This is a genomic window from Methanosarcina soligelidi (assembly GCF_000744315.1).
GTDB classification, from domain to species: Archaea; Halobacteriota; Methanosarcinia; order Methanosarcinales; family Methanosarcinaceae; genus Methanosarcina; species Methanosarcina mazei.
Map to the genome: position 1 here is coordinate 3809406 of NZ_JQLR01000001.1, position 20279 is coordinate 3829684.

Sequence of the window (20279 nt, forward strand, 5' to 3'; positions counted from 1 at the left end):
TTTATGCTCCAGAATGGAAAAATCAAAGGTCTGATCTTTGACTGCTACAAAACCCTTATTGATATCAAAACTGACGAAAAAAGCAGGGAGACAAACAAGAGAGTAAGCAGCTGGCTGCTTTACCAGGGAGTGAGGATTGAACCTGATAGGCTAAGGGAAGAGTACAGATGGAAAGTTGCAGGCAGGCTGGGCAACTCAGGCCAGCAGTATCCGGACATCCGCATAGAAGAGATTTTTGCCGAGATCTGTGCAGAAAATGCCTTCAGAGCAATTGACCCGTACTGGCTCGGTATTGAAACTGCAAAGGTCTTCAGGACCGCTTCATTAAGAAAACTTGAAGCTTACCCTAAGAGTTTCAGGCTTCTTGAAAAATACAGAAACGTTCCTAAATGCATTGTCTCTAACGCCCAGAGGGTTTTTACAGAACAGGAACTCCGCTTCCTTGGTTTATACGACCGCTTCAATTTTGTAATCATGTCCTCAGACCACAGAATCAAAAAACCTGATACAAAGCTTTTCAAAATGGCTCTTGACCGCCTCGGGCTTGAACCATGGGAAGTGCTCTCAATCGGGGACACTCCGGAAAACGATATATATGCCCCTCAAAGCCTTGGCATGAATGCGATGCATATCCGGGATGCCTGGAGATATGCATAATTATTGACAGTATAGCATAAAATCCACGTTAATATTTTGATACATTTTCGCTTGTGCTGGTTCAGTAAATATGATCCAGTAGATGCAATCCTTACAAAATTACACATGCAGATTAAATTTATTCATTCCTGCACTCGGGTGTCAAACTACTGGACAGATTTATTTGAAACTTAAATGTCCGGCAACTCTGGAATATTCGTTTTTATTGCTACATTCTTTTTATTGCTACATTCATTTTTATTGTTACATTCTTTTTGCTACATTAATTTTTATCGTTCCATGCCAGTAAGCCCACCCGCGCGTGCAGGACTCCGGATAATAACCAGTGAGTAGCGGTCAGGATACTCAGGAGTATTATCTAACTGATTTTTTCCCGATTTTCGCGGACCTCCTGAAAACCGGCATTCAGGCAAAAAACGTAATCAACAAAAAACAGGTTTATGACAGGCTTACATTCCTGGCAAACACTGAAAAGCAAGAAATTTACATTCTGCTCGAAACCAGATATATTTAAATAATCGCAAGCACTCTAAAACCAAAGAAATTCTTACACTCATTTCTCATCACGGAGTGTCTTTATGACAGAATCAGAAATTCCAAAAGAATATAATGCAAATGAGGTTGAGAAAAAGTGGATGGAGAAATGGAACCTCTCCATGTACCACTTCAACTGGGGAGAAGATACACGCCCCCAGTATATTATTGATACCCCACCTCCATATCCAACAGGTAATTTCCATATTGGAAACGCGCTCAACTGGTGTTATATCGACTTTGTTGCCAGGTACAAACGCATGCGCGGATATAATGTGATGTTCCCCCAGGGCTGGGACTGCCACGGCCTGCCAACCGAAGTCAAGGTTGAAGAAACTCATGGGATTACAAAAAACCAGGTCCCCAGGGCTGAGTTCCGCAGAATGTGCAGAGAACTGACTGCTGGAAACATCGACAAGATGCGCCAGACAATGCTTCGCCTGGGATTTTCAGTGGACTGGAGCAACGAATTTGTCACCATGGAGCCTTCGTACTTTGTAAAGACACAGAAGTCCTTTGTCAGGATGTACAATAACGGGCACATCTACCATGAAGACCACCCTGTAAACTGGTGCCCCCGCTGTGAAACTGCCATTGCTTTTGCGGAAGTAGAGTACGATCAGGGGCAAACAAAACTCAATTTTGTCCACTTCGACAAAGTAGATATTGCAACCACCAGGCCGGAACTGATGGCAGCGTGTGTTGCGGTTGCTGTAAACCCTGAAGACGAGCGTTATAGCCAGTATATAGGGAAAGAAATTAAAGTCCCGCTCTTCGGGCAGAAAGTAACACTTATTGCTGACGAGGCAGTCGAGCCCGAGTTCGGTACAGGCGCTGTGATGATCTGTACTTTCGGAGACAAGCAGGACGTGCGCTGGTGGGCAAAATACGGGCTTCCACTGATAAAAGCCATTGACAAGCAGGGCAGGATGACAAAAGCCGCAGGCAAGTACGAGGGCATGAGCATCCCTGAGTGCAGGCAGGCTGTAATTTCCGACCTGAAAACTGCAGGCTTCCTCTACAATCAGAAGCCCCTCGAACAGAATGTCGGGCTCTGCTGGCGCTGTGATACTCCTATAGAAATCCTTTCCGAGCCCCAGTGGTTTGTAAAAATAAACCATGAAGGCATCCTGAAAGCCGCAGACGAGATAAACTGGTACCCTGAATACATGAAGGTCAGGCTCCAGAACTGGACAGGCACCATGGAATGGGACTGGTGCATCTCCAGGCAGAGAATCTTTGCAACCCCGATCCCTATCTGGTACTGCAAGAAGTGCGGCGAAGTCATGATTGCCGAAGAGAGCTGGCTCCCGATTGACCCGAACGAAAACGTACCAAAGAAAGCCTGTGCTTGCGGGTCAACCGAATTCGAGCCTGAAACCGATGTCCTGGACACCTGGATGGACTCTTCGATTACTGCGTTACACGTCTCTGGCTGGGAAAGCGAGCACGACCTCCGCCTTCCTGCACAGATCCGCCCCCAGGGGCATGACATCATAAGGACATGGGCTTTCTATACGATTCTCAGAAGCCTGGCGCTTGAAGGAAAGAGGCCCTGGGACTCCATAGTGATTAACGGGATGGTGCTCGGACCGGACGGACACAAGATGAGCAAGTCCCTCGGAAACGTTATTTCCCCCGAAGAAGTGACCACACAGTACAGTGCCGATGCTTTCAGGCAGTGGGGTGCTGTTGGAGGTTCAACAGGCTCAGATGTAATGTTCCGCTGGAAAGATGTGGTTTCAGCTTCCCGTTTCCTGCAGAAGATGTGGAGCATTTACAGGTTTTCGATGTCCCACTTAAAGGACTTTGATCCTGCAGATGCCGAAAACTTCCCTCCGGACTCCCTATATACAATTGATAGGTGGCTCCTGAGCAAGCTTAACAGGCTTGTAGAATCCACAACAAAGGAGCTTGACGGGTACCAGTTTGATTCCACATTCAAGGCTATAAGGGGCTTTGCCTGGGAAGTCCTTGCAGACAACTACCTTGAACTTGTGAAAGGCAGGCTCTACGGGGAAGATAAGGAAGGTAGGAAAGCAGCCCAGTATGTGCTTTATACCACAACCAGAACACTTTCCCTCCTGCTGGCTCCGTTTATACCTTTCTTTGCAGAAGAAATGTACTCCAGGTTCGACAGTGCGAGTGTCCATACTCGGGCATGGCCTGCGGTCAATGAAAACCTGATGAGCGAAGAAGCCGAAGCAGCAGGCGAAATGATCAAAGATATCACAGGTGAAGTCCGCAGGTATAAGTCAGACCTTGGAATGGCTCTCAACGCTCCTCTGAAAAAAATAGAGATTTATAACGCGCAGATCGATACAGGGGATATTGCAGGGGCTACAAACTCCGAGGTTGAGCTTATGGAAGGTGCCCCTTCGTTTGATTATGTGCCTGTGGAAGTTAAACCCAATATGGGCATCCTCGGGCCGCGCTTCAGAAAAGATGCAGGAGCCATCGTGAAAGCCCTCAAGGCAGAAGACCCTACTTCAGTCGAAGCCCAGACAGCATCAGGCAGGATAACCGTTACCGTAAACGGAGAAAAGATTGAACTCGAACCTGAAGCAGTCGAAATCCGGAAAGAAGTAATTTCCGGCGGCCGAGAGGTCGATGTTCTGGATATAAAAGGCGCAGTAGTTGTAATTGTAAGGTAAGGACCTCAGGCAGGGTTTTCAGGCGGGTTAAGAACATCTCTTACCCGCACAACCTTATTCACTGCACTGAACCTTTCTATTTTTTCTTTTTCCTGCTTTTTCCTGCTTTCCGGACTTTACGTTACGCTCCGCACAGATAGCTTGATTTTACAGGCGTGTGAAACCCCAGAAAATATTTTTAATTAGTTTCTGATGTTTTGCCTCTTACCAGCATTAGAGAAAAAGAAAAGATCAGAAGCGCTGCATAAAACATTACGCTTGGATCAAACCGGTTATAAAGGGACAGCCAGGTGTACACCAGCATTGATCCTGAAAACACTGCTAAAATTATAAGTCCTATGTATTTTGCGTCTACCATTTTTCATCACTCGCTTTGTTTTTCTACAAATTATTTTTTTTAAAATTGGAATATTAGCTAGAAGTACGGCAATTTATTCTGTATCAGAATAAACGATTGATCAGTTTCGATGTGAATACTGTCTGTACTTTTTAAGGTCCTTGAGAACACATTCAAGGTCGGATTTCATCAGCTTCAAATCCAGATTTTCTCCCTGCATATTATCCATGAAATTGATCGTTTTCTCTTTTTTAATTATGATATCTTTCTTCAGTGAAGCTAAGAAATTATCACTTTCGTCACCAAACTTTATCTCTTCAGTGTTCCCGCTAAATTTGAAGTTATTTTCATCAGGTTCATCATCCAGTCCATCAACTTTAATCGCAAATTCATTTTCATCTAACTTAAAATCGGTATCAAATGATGCATCTAGATCCAGAGACATACTACCAAGAGACGGCTCTACAGTCTTAAGTTCAGGACTGCTGACTGTTAAAGTGTCTGAAGTAGACATTTTAGTTAGAAGGTCGTCATCAAAATCTAATTCATCTTTTTTGGATTCGACTACTTTATCAAGAGTGTTAGCTTTGTCAGCAGCACTGAAATTTAGATCTGCTTTCTGGGTATCAGATAAAGAAACAAATTTTTCCTTATCTTTACTGCTTCTGCGGGGTAAAGCTGATGAAAGGGATAAAGTTTTACTGCGGAGGTTAACAAAAAGATTCTGAACAGCATTTTTTGCTTTAAAGAGTATTTTTTCCACTCTTTCGAAGGAATTATTATTGGAGTTACTCCGGATTGAGGTGGATTTTTTCTTCATTGAACTGGACTTTTCCTGACCTGAGATGGACTTATTCAGGATTAAACTGCTAAATTTTTTACTGTAATCAGAAAACTGTTTCAAACTTTTAGAGCCGAAAGCTGCTGTTTGCTGGTTCTGATTCGAAAAGAGTTTAATTTTCATAAGATCGAATGAGGCTCCTCCTTTACTTTCATATCTATCGTATAGAGTTGTTGTCCCCATTACAGCCAGAGTTACAAAAATACCTATGAATATTGTAAAATTTGTTTCGTATATCGTTATTAAATCCATATCACATACCTTCTGCTAGACTATCGAGTACTCCATTAAATGAAAAGGCCATTTCCACTAACGGAGGGACTATAATCATCAGTATTCCCGAAAGTATGAACATAAATATACCATAGTAGATCGCCAGGTACATCGGTCCTCCTTTTACGGCAACGATCGCAAGTAGGTTGGCAATTGTCAGAATAATAGTAACTATCACAACAAATTGCCCCAGCAATTCGAGGGGGACACCCCCGAATATGCCCATATTCATGCCACCCATGCCACCGGGTATGCCCTCGAGTTCGGAACCGTTTATTTCAAACTGGGTAAAAAGGGAATTTATAATGGTTGAAAAGATAGTAAGGATCTGCCCTATGAAAAGAAGAAGGCCAACCATCGATACATGGAGAGGAATAACAAGACTGGAAAATCCTTTGGCTATGCGTTCTCTTTTCATTCTCAGAAGAACAAGTTCAAGGTTTGACGAGCTCACGAGCTCGCCTACCACTTCTGCATTACCTCCGAAATTGACAGCGTCCACAAAAACGCTTGTAAATTTGTAGATCAAATAACTGCCCGTTTCTCCGACAAATCTCCCCCAGCAAAGGGCAGGGTCCAGCCCGGATGCCAGTTTCTTATAGAGCTCCTGGCTCATATCTTTAAGCTCTCCAAGGTTCTTGGGGTCAATCTTTAAAAGAGCTTTTGGAACAGTCAGACCGGACCCACTTATAATAGACCCGAGGCTTCTTATGAAAGTTGTATAACTTTCATCCCTTTTGTTAATTTTTTCAATATCTCTTTTTGCCGCAATCCCTACAGGAATCATGGTAACTCCTGCAACAATCATCCCGACTCCTTTAATATCAATAAAGAAATCAGCAGCTGAGCCGGTGAAAGCCGGCAGAACAGTTAGCAATAAAACAGCCAGGGCTGCGATAACAAGCGTAAGAGGAGTCCACTTATAAATATAAGTCTGCTCTTTTGATTTTACACTTAAATTATGGACTTTAGTGTCTTTTGGAGAACATCTAAAAAGCAGGCCTACTCCAAAGAAGGCCATAAAAAATATGATAAACATTGTGGAATAAAGCGTATCAGCCGGATCCCCGATATTGTATAAAATCACTGAAAGCAGTATAATTATAGCTACAAGCGATGTGGAGACAAGCAATGCTGTGTATGCGTTTGACCATTCTTTCGTGGTATCAAGGTCTCTTTCGAATTCATCTTTTCTTTTTGTCTTGAATAGTCTCCATTCCTTGGTGAGAAATTCACTATCAGGTTCTCCTGCCGCTATGGCGTTTGACAGCCTGTTGAGAAGTTCCCTCATCCTGTCATGCTTTACTTTTGTGGATATAAGCTCACAGGCATTGGCGTAATCATAATGCCAGTGCTGAGCCAGCTCTTTAATCAGGTTAAAATATTTACCCGGGCAGTACTCTTTCTTTCCAGATATGCTTGAGAATATTTTGTCCCTTGTAAGATTGGCAGTCGAGATCGAAGCCATATAAGTAAGAGCAAAAAGCATATCATTGCTCATATAGAGTTCTTTCTGGTAGTCTTGATATTTAACATAAAGCTGGTCTAAAACGGATCCTGAATTAGACTTTTTGCTAAAAATGTTTTTTATCTTATTGACACCCATCTAAACCACCATTTAGAACTGAATCCTCAGCATACCGGACTTTGTAATCTTTGCGATTGTGTTAAAAAATTCCCAGTAGTTTACAATTCCTTCATCGCTCAGTCTTTCCAGAATTTTTGCCCGTTTTTCAATCTCATCATAAATTGCTTTCTTTTTCTTACCCGGAATTCCAAGCCTTGTGGCGATTTTATTCTCAAGGATATAAGAACTTCCCATAGCACTGAAAACATGTGTATCAGTAACAGGATCCCAGGAAAAAGCTTCAATAAAGGAAATTCCCCCTTTATCCGGGTTGTATCCGAGAACCTCATTTATACTGAGGACTCTCCTCACAAGCTTGCCGTCAGGTCTCCGGACAGCAGATTGGATTATAACAAAGTTGAGGTTGTCCACATACGTTTTAGGAATGTTTATAGGATCAGCAGTAAGCCTCTGGATCAGTTTCTCAACGGTTGCGGCGTGGAACGTTGACATAACAGGATGGCCGGTCTGCATAGCCTGGAATGCGACATTACCTTCAACTCCTCGGATTTCTCCCACAAGGATATAGTTTGGCCTCTGCCTCAATGCTGCTTTGAGAAGGTCGAACATTGTAACATCCGAACCGCTGCCTTCTCCGGTTCCTGCACCCCTTGTACTGCCTCTTGTTGTTTCCCGGGTCCAGTTTTTGTGAGGAATCTGCAGTTCGGGCGTGTCTTCGATTGAAACCAGTTTTGACTCGGGGTTTACAAAAGCTGTAATTCCGTTCAATGTGGTTGTCTTACCACTGGCGGTTTCTCCGCATATGAAACCGCTCATTCCTTCACCAATCAGGATCCAGAGATAAGCTGCCATCCTGTAATCCAGAGTCCCTCCTTTTATGACCTGAAGGATGCTGAAAGGAATGTCAGCGAATTTACGTATAGTGAAATTACTCCCGTTTTTACTGATATCGTCCCCAAAAACAATGTTAATCCTTGACCCGTCCGGGAGTGTGGAGTCAACTATAGGGTTTTTGAAAGTGATGGGCTTTCCTATCCTTTCTGCAAGCCTGACAATGTAATGATTGAGGGCGTCGTTGTCATTGAATTCTATAACGCTCCTGAGACCCTTGAACACCTTGTGTTCAATAAAGATGGGCCCGAGACCATTACAGGTTATATCTTCAATTTTGTTGTCATTTATGTAAGGGTCAAGAAAACCGACACCGATTTTGTCCCTGATAACCGAGTATTTCAGAGCTTCATACTGCTCTTTTGTTACGTATATATGATTTTTATCAGGATCTTCCTTTGATGGGAAAAAACGTGACCCCAGTTTTTTGATCCCTGATTCAGCCCCTGCGGCAGAACTGGCAGCCGGATTTTTTTTGCCAATTATGCAGATGGCATCCAGGGATTCTCTCAGTATACGTTCTTTTTCCTCTAAATTTTCAGGATCAAATTGAATCCCTGTAAGGTGGTCTACAAGCTTTATTTCCAGTTCTTTAATAAGAAATCCGACTCCGGTAAGAAGTATGGGCTCAATAGGAATATAGAAATTCCTCACATCGTTTTTGTTCGGATAAATATGGACGTATATCTGGTCATTGACCCTGTATATCAGATTGGGATCTTCTATATCACCATGCTTGGATTCAAGCTTTGGAACATATCTGGGTATGCCCATTGTATCTATGGGCAGGATATGCAGGTACTCCAGAAGATGAAGGTTTTTTTCAACTTCCGCCTTCATTTCCGGAGGGAGGAGTTTGTAAAGGTTACACGTTTTCAGGTTTGAATGGTCATGTCCGTCGTATTTTTTTGGCTTAAACGGAAAATTTGTGTATACTCCTGCATTAAGTACATGACCGTCTTCAGTACCCAGCTTTTCCTCGATGCTATCCATGTCAACCCCATGCGCGGCTAATAATGTTCAAATTTATTTAGACTTTAGCCAGTGATATTGGAATTATCTTTAAACCGAACCCAGGCTGGACTTCAAAACTCACTATATTACCTGTACTCTTCTTGGCGCCTCTTATTTTTGAGACTTCCATAACGCTAATATAGCGGTCAGTGAGCTGTTCCTTCCTGAGGAACAGGTGACAGTCACATGAAGACCGTATTCTGACAAGAGTGTCTTCTTTGAAAGCATGTTGATGTAAAGTAATGAAAATGGTATACCCTTTGTCACACAAAATTTTCAAACTTGTAAGGAATTCAAGGATATTATCCTCATCAGAATAAGTAGTAAACATTGTGAGAGAATCAATTATGATGACTTTTTCCCTGACGCTTTTTATGTGAGTCGTAACAAGGTGCAGGGTACCTTTCATTTGCTCGGAAGTCCATTCGACACCTTCAAGGTGAACCGGAAAAATCCTGAAATACCCCCAGCTGTAAAAATCCGAGATATCAAGGCTCAGGCTGTCCATTTGAGCCAGCATGCTTTTAACTGTGTTCTCGGTTGAATAGTAAGCTATCCTGTGAAGCTGATTCAATCCACCATACACCATTTGCTGACAGAATACACTCTTTCCGGTATCATTTTCTCCTTCAATGAGCACAAGAGAACCCAGAGGGATGCCCTCACCTAACTTTTTATCAATTTCATCATTGCCGCTTGAGATAATATTCTTTTTATCCTCTATTTCTCCCATATTACTCACCTACAATATGCTCTGCGGAAGAGACGATACCATTTTCCGTGATGATCTTTACAATGAAGCTGTCACCGGATTCAAGCTCGGTTAAGAGTTCAATGTTAATACTTTCGTGAGGATCCAGGATTCTGGGATTTATGAGATCTATTTCAGGCTTTATGCTGTAACCGGACCTGTTCAAGTAAGAAGCCTGGCCGTCTTTAACCAGGAAAATGTCCCAGTGGTCGAAATTGTGTAACCTGGTCTCCCCTGTATTCACAACCGTAAAGCTCGCATGATTTGTTGAAACGTTGAATGTTATATCCTCGATCTCAATTCTGGTCTGGAGCCGGTCCATCATGCTTTGATGGGCTGAGACGTATCCGTGATAAGAAGACTCAACAAGGTTATTGGTCCCCATTGTCAGAGTACCTGCAACAACCAGAACCGTCCCGATTACAAAGAAAGCCACGATTATTGTATCAAGGCCCATGATATCACCTGGAGAACGTGTCTGATGTCGATACCCCGTTGTAAAGGAAAAAGGTGATTTTGTAAATGTCAGCCGGCAGGGTATCAATCGCTATTGATGCCTTAATAGTCTCGCCGCGGTCCCAGGTATCTCCGTTCCCATTTTCAAGCGTGAAATCCCATGAGGGATTTGATTCCGATTCGAATCCCGGGTTCCAGTATCCTGAAGAAGACATGATGAAGATGTCACAGTATTGAAGCTGTGAAAGGGGTATGTTTGAGGACCCGATATTTTTTATCCAGACGTACACATTGTTTCCTTCAGGATAGATAAAGATAATATCGATATCTGTTTTGAACTGGTCTTCCATGCTCTGAGCAACTGAACTGTAAGATTCGGAGAGACCATACACAGAAGGAAGGATGGCATTAACAAAAGCCACTGCAGCTATTACACTCACTATTACGAGTATCGCTGAAGTTATCACTTCCTTTGACATGCGTTCTTCACCGTTTATCTTTCATTCAGGATGTGATCCAGCACCTTGGAGTCAAGAGACATGTCTTCTGGATAAAGTATGTGATAAAGTCTGTACAGGTCCACAACTGCATCATCAAGGTTGTTATTTTTGATCAGGATCTCAATGACTTTAACAATAATTTCCTTAATTTCACCTGGAATATATCCCAGGAGAGAGAACACTTCAATTAATTCCTTTATGGCGTTCTGGTCGTATTTCTCCACCATGTCCTTGCTCCAGACAATGGTCCTGTAGAAGGAAATGGGATCAATTAGTTTCGAGTCAGCCCTTTTAGGCTGGTTTTTAGCAGCCTTTTTCAGGTCTTCAAAGAGGTTTTTTGGTATTTTTTCCATTTCCAGGTCTTCATCTTCAGGCTCGTCCTCCTCTTCGATTTCTTCATTCTTCGGAGGTTGAGGCTGATCTTCCATCGACTTTGGATTCACTATGGCACTGGAAATATTGGCAATACCCTGAATATTCTGGAAAGGATTTTCCAGGACCCCCATCGTTTCCCTGATGTCCATGAGAAGAGTCTTTATGGAGCCTTTGATCTCGGTTACCTCTTCTTCAAGGCTTGCAACCTTGTATTCTATAGTATCGCTTTCAGCTGTAGCTACAAGTTTATCAATCATGGACTGGTCAAACGATTCCCCACTATTCATCATATCACCCAACTGTAGCGTTAAAAAAATAAAAGATAATGGCACCCCGAAGAATGTCATTATTGCTTTAATTTTAATTTTAGACGAGTGTCATTATATCAGAGATTGCTGCTGGTGCAGTCCTGTGAATGGTATAGGTTGCTCCCTGAGGTGGTTTGATTTCAAGCTGAAACTCGCTATTAGCTCCAACAGATGTAGGAGTAGCAGCGTCAGCAGCCACTTGATCCAAATCAATTGTTATTTGAAATTTTTCAAACCTATCTATAAGGTCATCAGTATTACCGTTATATCTGGCTGCTATAGCAAATTCATCGCCATCAGCGACAGCACCAAGTTTCAATTCACTTGGCTCGATATCCGGAGCTGAAACAACTATGAGAGTTTTAGCCATATCCACTGGAGAGCCGCCTGAAGTCAATTGAAGGAATAAAGTGACAGTGTCAATTTCAGTATTACCGTCGTCACTTTTAGCAACTACATCTCCACTCAGTTCAACACTGCTACTTGCTTGCTGTACACCGGTGTGCACAACCTCCTGGCTTTTCTGAGTAGTATAGAAACCTGCTCCGAGCATAACGTAGCTGAAAACTGCAGCAACTACTACAAAAGCTACGAGAACAATTGCAGCTTCAAGCCCGGTAAATCCTTTTTCATCTTTTGAGAACATTTTCCACATCGAGAATCACCTCAGTAAACTGTATAATACTGCCCAGCAGTAATTGAAGGGGGCATTGTTCTTTCAAGAATAAGGACTGCACCTTCTGGAGGTTTTACCTCAATCTTGACTTTTTCGTTTACTACAGGCTTTGAAGTGAGACCAAGAGGATTATCAGGTACACCAGTATCACCAGTTTGGAGAAGACTGAGTTCAATCTTATATTTTTCACCCTTTTCAACTAGGTTCGACGCACCAGTTGTGGTCTCAATTATTCCTTCATAAGTCCATGCTCCGTCCTCAACTCCCGCAGTCTCTAAGTGTGCTTGTGTTGCAAAGTCATCGAGATCTGTATAGGTAATTATCGTTTTATCAAGATCTACAGCTGATCCACCTGCTGTGTTGGTTATATAGAATGTTATCGAATCTATAGCCGGAACGTCAGGCTCAGCAACGACATCAGTTCCTCCTAATACAATTATATCCCCGGAAGGTGCAAGGCTACTGCTTGCCTGCGCTACACCGGTGTGCACGACTTCCTGGCTTTTCTGGGTTGTATAGAACCCCGCTCCCAACATGACGTAGCTAAAAACTGCTGCTACGACTACAAAGGCTATCAGCACTATTGCAGCTTCAAGCCCGGTAAACCCTTTATCATTTTTTATAAATCGATTCCACATAATAAATCACCTTTATGGTGTAATTATTATAACAGTAAATAGAATATCAAGTAATATTATAAATGTTTCGGCAGTGTACCGAAAGTTCTGTAAAATATGATTGACTCTGTATCCTTTTCCTTTCACCACAAAAAAAAGAGGATGCAGAGTCAATGGTTAATTTATTCCCACTCATAAAAGATTATCTTGTCGATCAGGAAGATGGAATTCGCCATTTAATTACGTGGTTTTTAAACCTTGTAATGGAGGAGGAAGCCCTCCTCCAAGCTGGTGCACAACGTTATGAGAGGACAGATTCACGTAAAGCCAGTAGAAACGGCTACAAACCCCGAACTCTCCTGACCAAGCATGGAAAACTCGAATTGTTAAAGCCTCAATTCCGTGAGTTTCCCTTTGAAACTCAGGTTTTTGAGAAATATTCAAGAGTTGAAAAGGCCATCTTAACCGCTGTAGCTGAATCTTACCTTCAAGGAGTTTCCACCCGAAGGGTGAAAAAGGTCATGACTGCATTAGGAGTAGGAGAAATTTCAGCCTCTTGTGTTTCCAGGATTACAAAAGAACTGGATGAGAAGGTTGAAGAATTTCTCTCAAAGCCAATAGAACATGAAATCCCTTACTTGCTTATCGATGCGACTTATTTCAAGGTAAGAGATGGACTTCATTACGAAAACAAAGCTCTCTTTGTAGTTGCTGGGATCAGGGATGATGGTTACCGTGAGATTCTTGGAACAAGATTAGCAGACAGTGAAGCCTCTATGTTCTGGGAAGATCTATTCGATGATCTGAAAAAAAGAGGGTTAAGAGGTGTCAAGTTAATTATTTCTGATGGTCATAAAGGAATACAGAAAGCAGTCCAAGAGTCTTTTATTGGATCAAGCTGGCAGATGTGCCACGTACATCTGACAAGACAAGTTCTCAAGAAAATGCCAAAAAAGAAGCAGAAAGAAGTGGCTGAGAAGATAAAAGAAGCATTAGTAGACCGTCAGAAGTTGAATGACCTGATTATGGAACTGGATAGTATGGGGTATGAAGGCGCAGCTGATACCCTTGAAAGTTTTCAGTATGATGCAATGAACTATATGCAGTTTCCAGAAAAACACTGGAAAAAAATAAGGACAACAAATATGATGGAGAGGACCAACAAGGAGCTCAAAAGAAGAAGCAAGGTAGTTGGAGCATTTCCTAACCAGGACTCAGTATTGAGACTGGTAGTCTCAATACTAATTGATATAAATGAAGACTGGATCACAGGAAACAAGTATATAGTAATGGAACAGTAATCAAAAAAGAAGAGTAAGGGGTAGAGAGTAGATTTTACAGAAAATTAAACACACTGCCAATGTTTCGGCTGTTATAGAGTTTACTTTATGTAAAAATTATAGATATATAGGAGTGTTTTAAGATACTTTAAGTGAATGAGAAAGTTACATTGAAAAATAAGATAGTGAAAAATATGAAATTTAAATAAGTCTACTGATTACTATTTTAAAAAAAATAAAAAATGAAAATAAATATAACTTTATTTACAAAAGCGATTTATCCAAACAGTAATAAAAAGATACATAATACAATAATTAATGAAGAATTTTGTAAACAAAATTAGAATGTATTATTAAAAAACTGGTCATTAAATTAATTAATTTCTCTTCTATGATAATTTAAAGGCGCATGATCATTTTTTATCGTTAATGCCGTGACATATAGAAAATAATTACATAATTAAGAAAAGAATGATAATATTTTATTATATCATCTCCATTCTGCCCGACGATTTGAGAATATAAAATAAAGATTGTTGTAGCTGATAATATATTATAATACATATACTTACATATTATAATATATATTAAACTGAATATTACAGACGGGTTTTCATAACAATGAACAGAAGTATGTAAGCAAAGCAAATAAAAAATAACAGAAATAATTACAGATTCACAGGAAGAAAATCATTCTTAGAAATCTTCCTGTGAAATAAGAATGTCTACCTTGTGGGAAATGTAAATGGGCAGTCAGGCCTGGACGTCATTTAAACCTTTTTGAAAATCTTTTCTTTCACGCTTACATGGGCAAACAGCTCTCTAATTTCAACGGGTAGGGTTTCGGATTTGCCAATAATAAGGTAGCCGCCATCCGAAAGAGAATTATAGAAATCTTTCAACATTTTTATTTTCTGGTTTTCATTAAAATATATCATAACATTTCTGCAGAAAACTGCATCAAAATGCCTTGATATCGGAGGTTCGCCTGTCAGGTCATGCTTCTGGAACCTTATTGACAGTTTGCTGATATCTCTTACTTTGAAGTTTTCCCCCGAGGGCTCAAAATACTTAATTACAAGGGAGGGGTCAAGGTTTTTTAATTGTTCTTTACTGTATGTTCCCTGTGAAGCACCTTTCAGGCATTTTTCATCAATATCAGTTGCATAAATTGACACGGTCCATTCTTCAGGCAGGACCTCTTTTGAACAGATAGCAATCGAATAAGGCTCTTCCCCGTAAGAGCAAGCTGCACTCCAGAACCTGACAATATTGCTTTTACACTGCTTTTTTCTTTCCATTATATTCGGCAGGATCTCTTCCCGGAAAAAAAGAAACGGAGTTCTGTCCCGCATAAACTCAGTAACGTTTACTGTAAGCGTATTTATGACTTCTTTCATCTCGTGCTTATCCCTTTCCAGTAGACCGCTATAAGACGTATAGTTGTCCACTCCTGCAGCTTTCATCCTCAGGTCAATTCTTCTTCTGAGATAACTGTCCCTGTACCCGGTCAGGACAATACCGGAAGATTTTGAAATCTTTCGCACAAGAAAATTGAAGTCGTCATCAATATTTACAACCACAGTACTTCCCCTTTAGCAGTATATTTAACAATCATGCTCCCGTCCGCAGGATTAAAAATAACGTTCCTGCCAACTTCCCCTCCGACATCTTTTGCCAGAATCGGGATATTCTTTTTTATAAGAGTTTCTTCAACAGAGATTGCGTTCCTGTCGCCTATTTTGAGAATATCAAGGCTCATGTGCTTGAAAACTTGAGCCCCGCCTGCAAATTTTGCAGTAATCCTGCTCCTTCTTGCCCCCATTTTAACCATATCTTCAACCATTTTTTCTATCGCTGTTTCAGCATACTTGGTCTCGCCTCTATCCGAAGCTCCCGGAAGCAGTACATGTGCTATCCCGCATATCCCAGTAGAAACATCGGAAAGAATAACGCCGATGCATGAGCCGAGGCCCATGACTTTTAAAAGCACGTTTTTTCCGATTTTATATTCCCCTATGCCGGCGGACAGTTCCCCGTCCAGGGTTTTAATTCTTGAGTCTGGCGCAGTGCCTGCAAGATAATTTTTTGCAGCATTAAGCAGGGAACACGACGGGCAGGAATCCTGAAATGAGCATGTATCCGAAAGTGAGCAGAAGGACTTTACCAGTACGTCCCCGCTGATCAGGAAAATCGCTTTTCCGCTTTCATTCGAAACGAACAGGAAGACGCTGCTCATAATCGTCCCATTATCTTCATCATATCATCAAGCAGGCAGGGTTCAGGGAGCAAGGCCAGATAAATCTCTATATCCGAATCAGAGCTTAAAGAGGTCTCAAACAGGATAATATGGTTGGTGTTCTTTGCCATCTGTGAAACTACAGAATCAATGACTGCAGTGGGGACATCGACTGCAAAACTTGGAGGGGAAGGGAGTAATATGATGTTCATAAAATCAGCTGACGCATCACAGAAGGACGAAGAAAGTATATTCCCGACCTCCATGATTGTGGACGCATACATCTCTTCATCAAGCTCATCCATTCCGAAAAGATCGCCTGCAATTTTTCTTGCAGACCTTTCCGGAAACATGATGTACAGATATCCGGATTTCTTTTCATCGAGGTCCTGAAGTGCTATAATCACTCCGGCAACAACTTCACCAATGAATTCACGGGAGAGGTTTTTTATTTCCCCCACCTTAACTTTTGGCACTGAAAGATAGACGTCTTTATTAAGCAGCTTGGAAAGAGATGTTGCAGCATGTCCGGTTCCGATATTGCCGAGTTCCTTCAAAACATCCATTTCCTCTTCACCAAGCTTATCCAGATCAGTCATCAATATCACCTTTTATAAGCATTGAAACATCTATAATCGGTATCACACGCCCATCCCCCAGTATGGTGGCACCGATGAATCCTTTTGAGTTCGATAAAACATTTCCGAGTGGTTTAATGACGATTTCCTGCTGGTCAATGATAGAATCAACTATCAGGCCAACTTCCTCGTTTTCTTTTTCAACGATTATGGCAATCTGTCGGTCGCGTTTTTCGCATTCGATATCGAAAAAATCTTTCAATTCGAGAATCGGTATCAATTTATCCCTGATATAGAGCAGGGGGGTTTCTTTAATGAGTTTATAATCACTGCTGCCGACGCTCAAAGCTTTCACAACATTGGAGATAGGAATAGCATAGGTCTCGGGACCGACATCTACAAGCAGGGATTTGATTATAGCAACTGTTGGAGGCAGGTCAATTCTGATTTTTGTAAATTCCCCTTTCTTTGAATATATCCTGACCTTTCCACCAAGTTTTTCAACAGCAGTTTTTACTGCGTCCATACCCACGCCCCTGCCTGAGATCTCTGTCGGGACGTCCTTTGTCGAAAACCCCGGAGCAAAGATCAGCATCCTGACTTCTTCTTCGCTCAGGCTCTCCACATCAAATGAAGACAATAGTCCTTTCTCAACAGCCTTCTTCTTTATTACTTCAACATCTATGCCTCTGCCGTCGTCTTCTATCTCGATGATTACGTTGTTTTTCTCTCTTCTTGCAGAGAGCTTTATTTGCCCGACTTCACTTTTTCCGGCTTTTGAACGCTCTTCAGGAAGTTCAATACCGTGGTCAACCGAGTTTCTTACAAGGTGAACCAGAGGATCACTGATATCATCCAGAATAGTCCTGTCAAGTTCCGTATCCTGACCTTCAATTTCAAACTCGATATTTTTGTTGAATTTCCTGCTCAGGTCTCTTACCATACGCGGAAACTTGCTGAAGACCCTCTCAATTTTTACCATCCTTATTCTCATTACCTCATCCTGAAGGCTCGAAATCGATTTGTCCAGAGTCCCGGTTGCCTCCCCGAGTTCAGGAAGGTTGTACTGCTGGGATATCTGGAGCAGGCGCCCTTTGTTTATGACGAGCTCACCCACAAGATTCATTATATTATCCAGATTGGAGGTCCTGACACGGATGGTTTCCTGCCTTTTTGGGTCAAACATCGCTTTTGTGGAGGATTCTGATTCGGAAAGGTGGTTGTTTGAACCCGGTTCGGATTCTTCAATCCCGGAAGCTTCGCATAACTCCAGTACCTGAGGAGAAGAGCCGTTAATATTTTCTGCAGGAGATTGGAATTTATCCGACTTTATCTCCGGACCATCAATGATCCTGTCCGAGATGTTCCAGTCCGGAAGATCCTCCTCAGAAACCTTTTCTGGAACATGATCAGGAATCCCGAATTCTTCTATCTGCAGCTTTTGATCGGAAACTGCAGGACCCAGTTCAATATCCAGTTCGGAAGCTGGAGTTTTCTGCTGCTCTAGAGTTTCCTGTTGCTCTAGAGTTTCCTGCTGCTCCGGAATATCTCCCCTAGAATCCTTACATTTTTTCTTCAGGAGCACTCCGGCGGATTCGGTCTTTTTAAAACAGTTTACGGATTTACCAATTCCGTCCAGAATGCGGTGCATCCTTGCTATTAAACCGTATATGTATGAGTGGAGTGAATTTCTGCTGTTCACCTCCGAAACAGACATTGTATCAGAAGGAACGGAAAGGGTTTCAGACGGCAGAATAGTAGTTGATATGACATCCGGCTGAGACTTCTCCGAAATAGAATTATTACGTTTTATTTCTTTATCAGAGGCACCATTAAGCGGTTTAATTTCAGAAATATTAAATTGTTCGATTTCTGAAATTCTATCCATCAGTTCTTCTACCTTACTGTTGTCCCCTGAAAGGAATACTTTAAAGCAACCGTCAAAGCCGTTCTCCATGTCGTTTTCATCAGGCTCTGTTTTAGCCAGTTTACTGATATCTTTGAGAGACTCTATAATCAACGATGCTCTCAGACCTTTCATGGCACAATCCTTAACAAGGGTTACATCAAGAACAAGGTTGCACTCATCCGTACTGCATGTTCCTCTGTTCATAAGGTTGCAGCCATCCGTACCGCATGTTCCTCTATTTTCGGCTTTATCCTCCTGATATTCCGGACTCGGGGAGATGTTTTCCTCCGAATTCTGTGAGGATTCTATTGCAGGAGATGGGACACTGTTTTCTGCGGATAAAGGGCAGAGAGATTCATGTTCTACGTTCTTTATTTTATCATAATTTTCAAAAGCTTCTACCAGGTCGTCAATTTTTACATTATCGTTATCCGCATTCTCTATCTGTTTGACAATATCCGTGATCCGGTCGACTGTTGAAAGCAGGATATCAACAAGTTCGCCATCTATCTCTATATCTCCATTTTTTATGCCGCAGAGGACTTCTTCCATGGTATGGCACAGATGTTCGAGTGAAGCATAGCCGAGAAATCCAGCCATTCCTTTTATTGTATGGGTTATCCTGAAGATTTCATCAATTGCAGCAGTGTCCCCATTTTCCAGGTCCACAAAAGACTGGTTGAATATATCAAGGCACTCGTATACTTCCTGAAGGAAATCGCTTTTATAGGCTGCCATATCACTTTCCATTGCATTTCACCTCCGACATCCTTACTATTTCTTCAGGGATCTCAAAAATGGGTTTTACCGTATCAATACCGCCGGCTGCTATTGCAGCTTTTGGCATTCCGAAAATAACGCAGGTATCTTCACTGCATGCAATTGTGGAGCCGCCTGCATCCCTTATCTTTTTAAATCCTGCAGCTCCATCAAACCCCATTCCCGTAAGAATTGCAGCGACTATGTTCTTTCCGTAAACATCCAGCATGCTTTCAGCTATCACATCAACTGCAGGCATTACCGCATGAACAGGCTGGCTTTTTATGAGCTTTATTCTGGTTACACCCAGAGCCTTTTTAACAGTCATGTGATAGCCGCCGGGGGCTATGTAAACAACACCAGCAGTTACTTTTTCATTATTTCTGGCTTCCTTTACTTCCAGCTCTGAAAGGAAATTCAGCCTCTCTGCAAGTTGTTTGCAAAAATTGCCTTCTGGCATATGCTGGACAACAAAGACCGGAGCAGGCAGGTCACCCGGAAGCCTTGGGATCACCTGTTCAAGAGATGAAGGACCTCCGGTAGACGAACCTATAAGGACCGCAAAGTCTCCAGCGCAGCTCCATTTCCCTCTGACAACCTCGCCTTTAAATTTCCTCATATTAATTAATCTTAATATGCTGGGGTTTGAGCTGTGAATGTTTCTTATTTTGTCAACAAGCTCTTTCTCAATCTTATTCACATCGTGGTGAGATTCGGATTTCGGGACAAAATCTATTGCTCCAAGCTGCAAAGCCTCTAAAGCCTCTTTTGAGCCCTCTACTGTCAGGGTACTGAACATGATTATCGGGACAGGGTCCGTACTCATAATGGTTTTAACGGCTGTAAGCCCGTCCATGACTGGCATGTTAACATCCATTATGATTATGTCAGGGTGTAATGATTTTGATTTATCTACAGCCTTCTTTCCATTACACGCATCTCCTGCTATCTTTATATCCGGGCTGCTGGCAAGCATGCTTCTTATTGCCATCCGCATGAAGGCAGAATCATCAACAATAAGAGTACGAATCATAATATCCCC

The 20279-nt window shown here is 42.0% G+C and carries 18 protein-coding genes and 1 pseudogene; 4 read left to right on the plus strand and 15 right to left on the minus strand.

Features of this window, described 5'->3' with window-relative positions; all coding sequences use genetic code 11:
* Nucleotides 1-3 precede the first annotated feature (3 nt).
* From M886_RS16260 to M886_RS16270, 3 genes are all read left to right on the plus strand, one after another.
* Nucleotides 4-657, plus strand: coding sequence for an HAD family hydrolase (locus M886_RS16260; RefSeq protein WP_011032267.1), 654 nt, complete (start codon nt 4-6; stop codon nt 655-657).
* Nucleotides 658-982: 325 nt separating this feature from the next.
* Entirely contained in the window at nt 983-1171 is a 189-nt protein-coding gene (locus tag M886_RS16265) for a hypothetical protein (protein ID WP_048040053.1), read from the plus strand.
* A 64-nt stretch (nt 1172-1235) separates the two neighbouring features.
* A complete protein-coding gene (locus M886_RS16270; protein ID WP_048051515.1) occupies nt 1236-3845 on the plus strand; it encodes a valine--tRNA ligase in 2610 nt (869 codons plus the stop codon).
* A gap of 178 nt (nt 3846-4023) precedes the next feature.
* Here the strand turns inward: M886_RS16270 and M886_RS16275 are convergent, their stop codons facing one another.
* The 10 genes from M886_RS16275 to M886_RS16320 all read right to left on the minus strand — a co-directional run bounded on the left by M886_RS16275 (nt 4024) and on the right by M886_RS16320 (nt 12493).
* Nucleotides 4024-4203: a hypothetical protein gene (locus tag M886_RS16275; protein ID WP_015411018.1), complete on the minus strand. Its 180-nt coding sequence runs from the start codon at nt 4201-4203 to the stop codon at nt 4024-4026.
* 100 nt (nt 4204-4303) lie between these two features.
* Nucleotides 4304-5002 (minus strand): hypothetical protein, encoded by a 699-nt coding sequence (locus M886_RS16280; RefSeq protein ID WP_235203995.1) that lies wholly within the window; start codon nt 5000-5002, stop codon nt 4304-4306.
* A 274-nt stretch (nt 5003-5276) separates the two neighbouring features.
* Complete coding sequence (gene flaJ, locus M886_RS16285; RefSeq protein WP_048038081.1) at nt 5277-6902, minus strand: archaellar assembly protein FlaJ; 1626 nt, start codon at nt 6900-6902, stop codon at nt 5277-5279.
* A gap of 12 nt (nt 6903-6914) precedes the next feature.
* Nucleotides 6915-8768 carry a type II/IV secretion system ATPase subunit gene (locus tag M886_RS16290; RefSeq protein ID WP_011032271.1) on the minus strand — a complete coding sequence of 618 codons (1854 nt, stop codon included), beginning with the start codon at nt 8766-8768 and terminating at the stop codon, nt 6915-6917.
* Nucleotides 8769-8805: 37 nt separating this feature from the next.
* On the minus strand, nt 8806-9522 hold the full coding sequence (locus tag M886_RS16295) for an ATPase domain-containing protein (protein ID WP_048051516.1): 717 nt from the start codon (nt 9520-9522) through the stop codon (nt 8806-8808).
* 1 nt (nt 9523) lies between these two features.
* The gene (locus M886_RS16300; RefSeq protein WP_015411020.1) at nt 9524-9997 is read right to left on the minus strand and encodes a hypothetical protein; all 474 of its coding nucleotides are present in this window, start codon (nt 9995-9997) and stop codon (nt 9524-9526) included.
* 4 nt (nt 9998-10001) lie between these two features.
* Complete coding sequence (locus tag M886_RS16305) at nt 10002-10475, minus strand: hypothetical protein (protein ID WP_015411021.1); 474 nt, start codon at nt 10473-10475, stop codon at nt 10002-10004.
* 14 nt (nt 10476-10489) lie between these two features.
* Nucleotides 10490-11158: a hypothetical protein gene (locus M886_RS16310; RefSeq protein ID WP_011032275.1), complete on the minus strand. Its 669-nt coding sequence runs from the start codon at nt 11156-11158 to the stop codon at nt 10490-10492.
* A gap of 79 nt (nt 11159-11237) precedes the next feature.
* A complete protein-coding gene (locus M886_RS16315; protein ID WP_011032276.1) occupies nt 11238-11834 on the minus strand; it encodes an archaellin/type IV pilin N-terminal domain-containing protein in 597 nt (198 codons plus the stop codon).
* Nucleotides 11835-11845: 11 nt separating this feature from the next.
* Complete coding sequence (locus tag M886_RS16320) at nt 11846-12493, minus strand: archaellin/type IV pilin N-terminal domain-containing protein (protein ID WP_011032277.1); 648 nt, start codon at nt 12491-12493, stop codon at nt 11846-11848.
* A gap of 100 nt (nt 12494-12593) precedes the next feature.
* Between M886_RS16320 and M886_RS16325 the strand changes: the two are divergent.
* Nucleotides 12594-13773, plus strand: a pseudogene (locus M886_RS16325) (IS256 family transposase).
* A 749-nt stretch (nt 13774-14522) separates the two neighbouring features.
* On the opposite strand, the gene M886_RS16330 reads toward M886_RS16325, so the two are convergent.
* The 5 genes from M886_RS16330 to M886_RS16350 are packed head-to-tail and all read right to left on the minus strand — an operon-like array spanning nt 14523 to nt 20270.
* Nucleotides 14523-15335, minus strand: a complete 813-nt coding sequence (locus tag M886_RS16330) for a CheR family methyltransferase (RefSeq protein ID WP_011032279.1) — start codon at nt 15333-15335, stop codon at nt 14523-14525.
* Complete coding sequence (locus M886_RS16335; RefSeq protein ID WP_048051517.1) at nt 15326-15991, minus strand: chemotaxis protein CheD; 666 nt, start codon at nt 15989-15991, stop codon at nt 15326-15328. Before M886_RS16335 ends, M886_RS16330 begins: the two co-directional genes overlap by 10 nt.
* On the minus strand, nt 15988-16590 hold the full coding sequence (locus M886_RS16340; RefSeq protein WP_048051518.1) for a chemotaxis protein CheC: 603 nt from the start codon (nt 16588-16590) through the stop codon (nt 15988-15990). The genes M886_RS16335 and M886_RS16340 overlap by 4 nt, the downstream gene beginning before the upstream one ends.
* A complete protein-coding gene (locus M886_RS16345; RefSeq protein ID WP_048051519.1) occupies nt 16583-19228 on the minus strand; it encodes a chemotaxis protein CheA in 2646 nt (881 codons plus the stop codon). The genes M886_RS16340 and M886_RS16345 overlap by 8 nt, the downstream gene beginning before the upstream one ends.
* Nucleotides 19218-20270: a protein-glutamate methylesterase/protein-glutamine glutaminase gene (locus tag M886_RS16350; RefSeq protein ID WP_048036922.1), complete on the minus strand. Its 1053-nt coding sequence runs from the start codon at nt 20268-20270 to the stop codon at nt 19218-19220. The genes M886_RS16345 and M886_RS16350 overlap by 11 nt, the downstream gene beginning before the upstream one ends.
* Nucleotides 20271-20279 lie beyond the last annotated feature (9 nt).

Excerpts from the sequence above, each read along its gene's own strand:
- M886_RS16260 (WP_011032267.1), top strand. The coding sequence starts at position 4 with ATGCTCCAGAATGGAAAAATCAAAGGTCTGATCTTTGACTGCTACAAA.
- M886_RS16270 (WP_048051515.1), top strand. The coding sequence starts at position 1,236 with ATGACAGAATCAGAAATTCCAAAAGAATATAATGCAAATGAGGTTGAG.
- M886_RS16275 (WP_015411018.1), bottom strand. The coding sequence starts at position 4,203 with ATGGTAGACGCAAAATACATAGGACTTATAATTTTAGCAGTGTTTTCA.
- M886_RS16280 (WP_235203995.1), bottom strand. The coding sequence starts at position 5,002 with ATGAAGAAAAAATCCACCTCAATCCGGAGTAACTCCAATAATAATTCC.
- flaJ (WP_048038081.1), bottom strand. The coding sequence starts at position 6,902 with ATGGGTGTCAATAAGATAAAAAACATTTTTAGCAAAAAGTCTAATTCA.
- M886_RS16290 (WP_011032271.1), bottom strand. The coding sequence starts at position 8,768 with ATGGATAGCATCGAGGAAAAGCTGGGTACTGAAGACGGTCATGTACTT.
- M886_RS16295 (WP_048051516.1), bottom strand. The coding sequence starts at position 9,522 with ATGGGAGAAATAGAGGATAAAAAGAATATTATCTCAAGCGGCAATGAT.
- M886_RS16300 (WP_015411020.1), bottom strand. The coding sequence starts at position 9,997 with ATGGGCCTTGATACAATAATCGTGGCTTTCTTTGTAATCGGGACGGTT.
- M886_RS16305 (WP_015411021.1), bottom strand. The coding sequence starts at position 10,475 with ATGTCAAAGGAAGTGATAACTTCAGCGATACTCGTAATAGTGAGTGTA.
- M886_RS16310 (WP_011032275.1), bottom strand. The coding sequence starts at position 11,158 with ATGAATAGTGGGGAATCGTTTGACCAGTCCATGATTGATAAACTTGTA.
- M886_RS16315 (WP_011032276.1), bottom strand. The coding sequence starts at position 11,834 with ATGTGGAAAATGTTCTCAAAAGATGAAAAAGGATTTACCGGGCTTGAA.
- M886_RS16320 (WP_011032277.1), bottom strand. The coding sequence starts at position 12,493 with ATGTGGAATCGATTTATAAAAAATGATAAAGGGTTTACCGGGCTTGAA.
- M886_RS16335 (WP_048051517.1), bottom strand. The coding sequence starts at position 15,991 with ATGAGCAGCGTCTTCCTGTTCGTTTCGAATGAAAGCGGAAAAGCGATT.
- M886_RS16340 (WP_048051518.1), bottom strand. The coding sequence starts at position 16,590 with ATGACTGATCTGGATAAGCTTGGTGAAGAGGAAATGGATGTTTTGAAG.
- M886_RS16345 (WP_048051519.1), bottom strand. The coding sequence starts at position 19,228 with ATGGAAAGTGATATGGCAGCCTATAAAAGCGATTTCCTTCAGGAAGTA.
- M886_RS16350 (WP_048036922.1), bottom strand. The coding sequence starts at position 20,270 with ATGATTCGTACTCTTATTGTTGATGATTCTGCCTTCATGCGGATGGCA.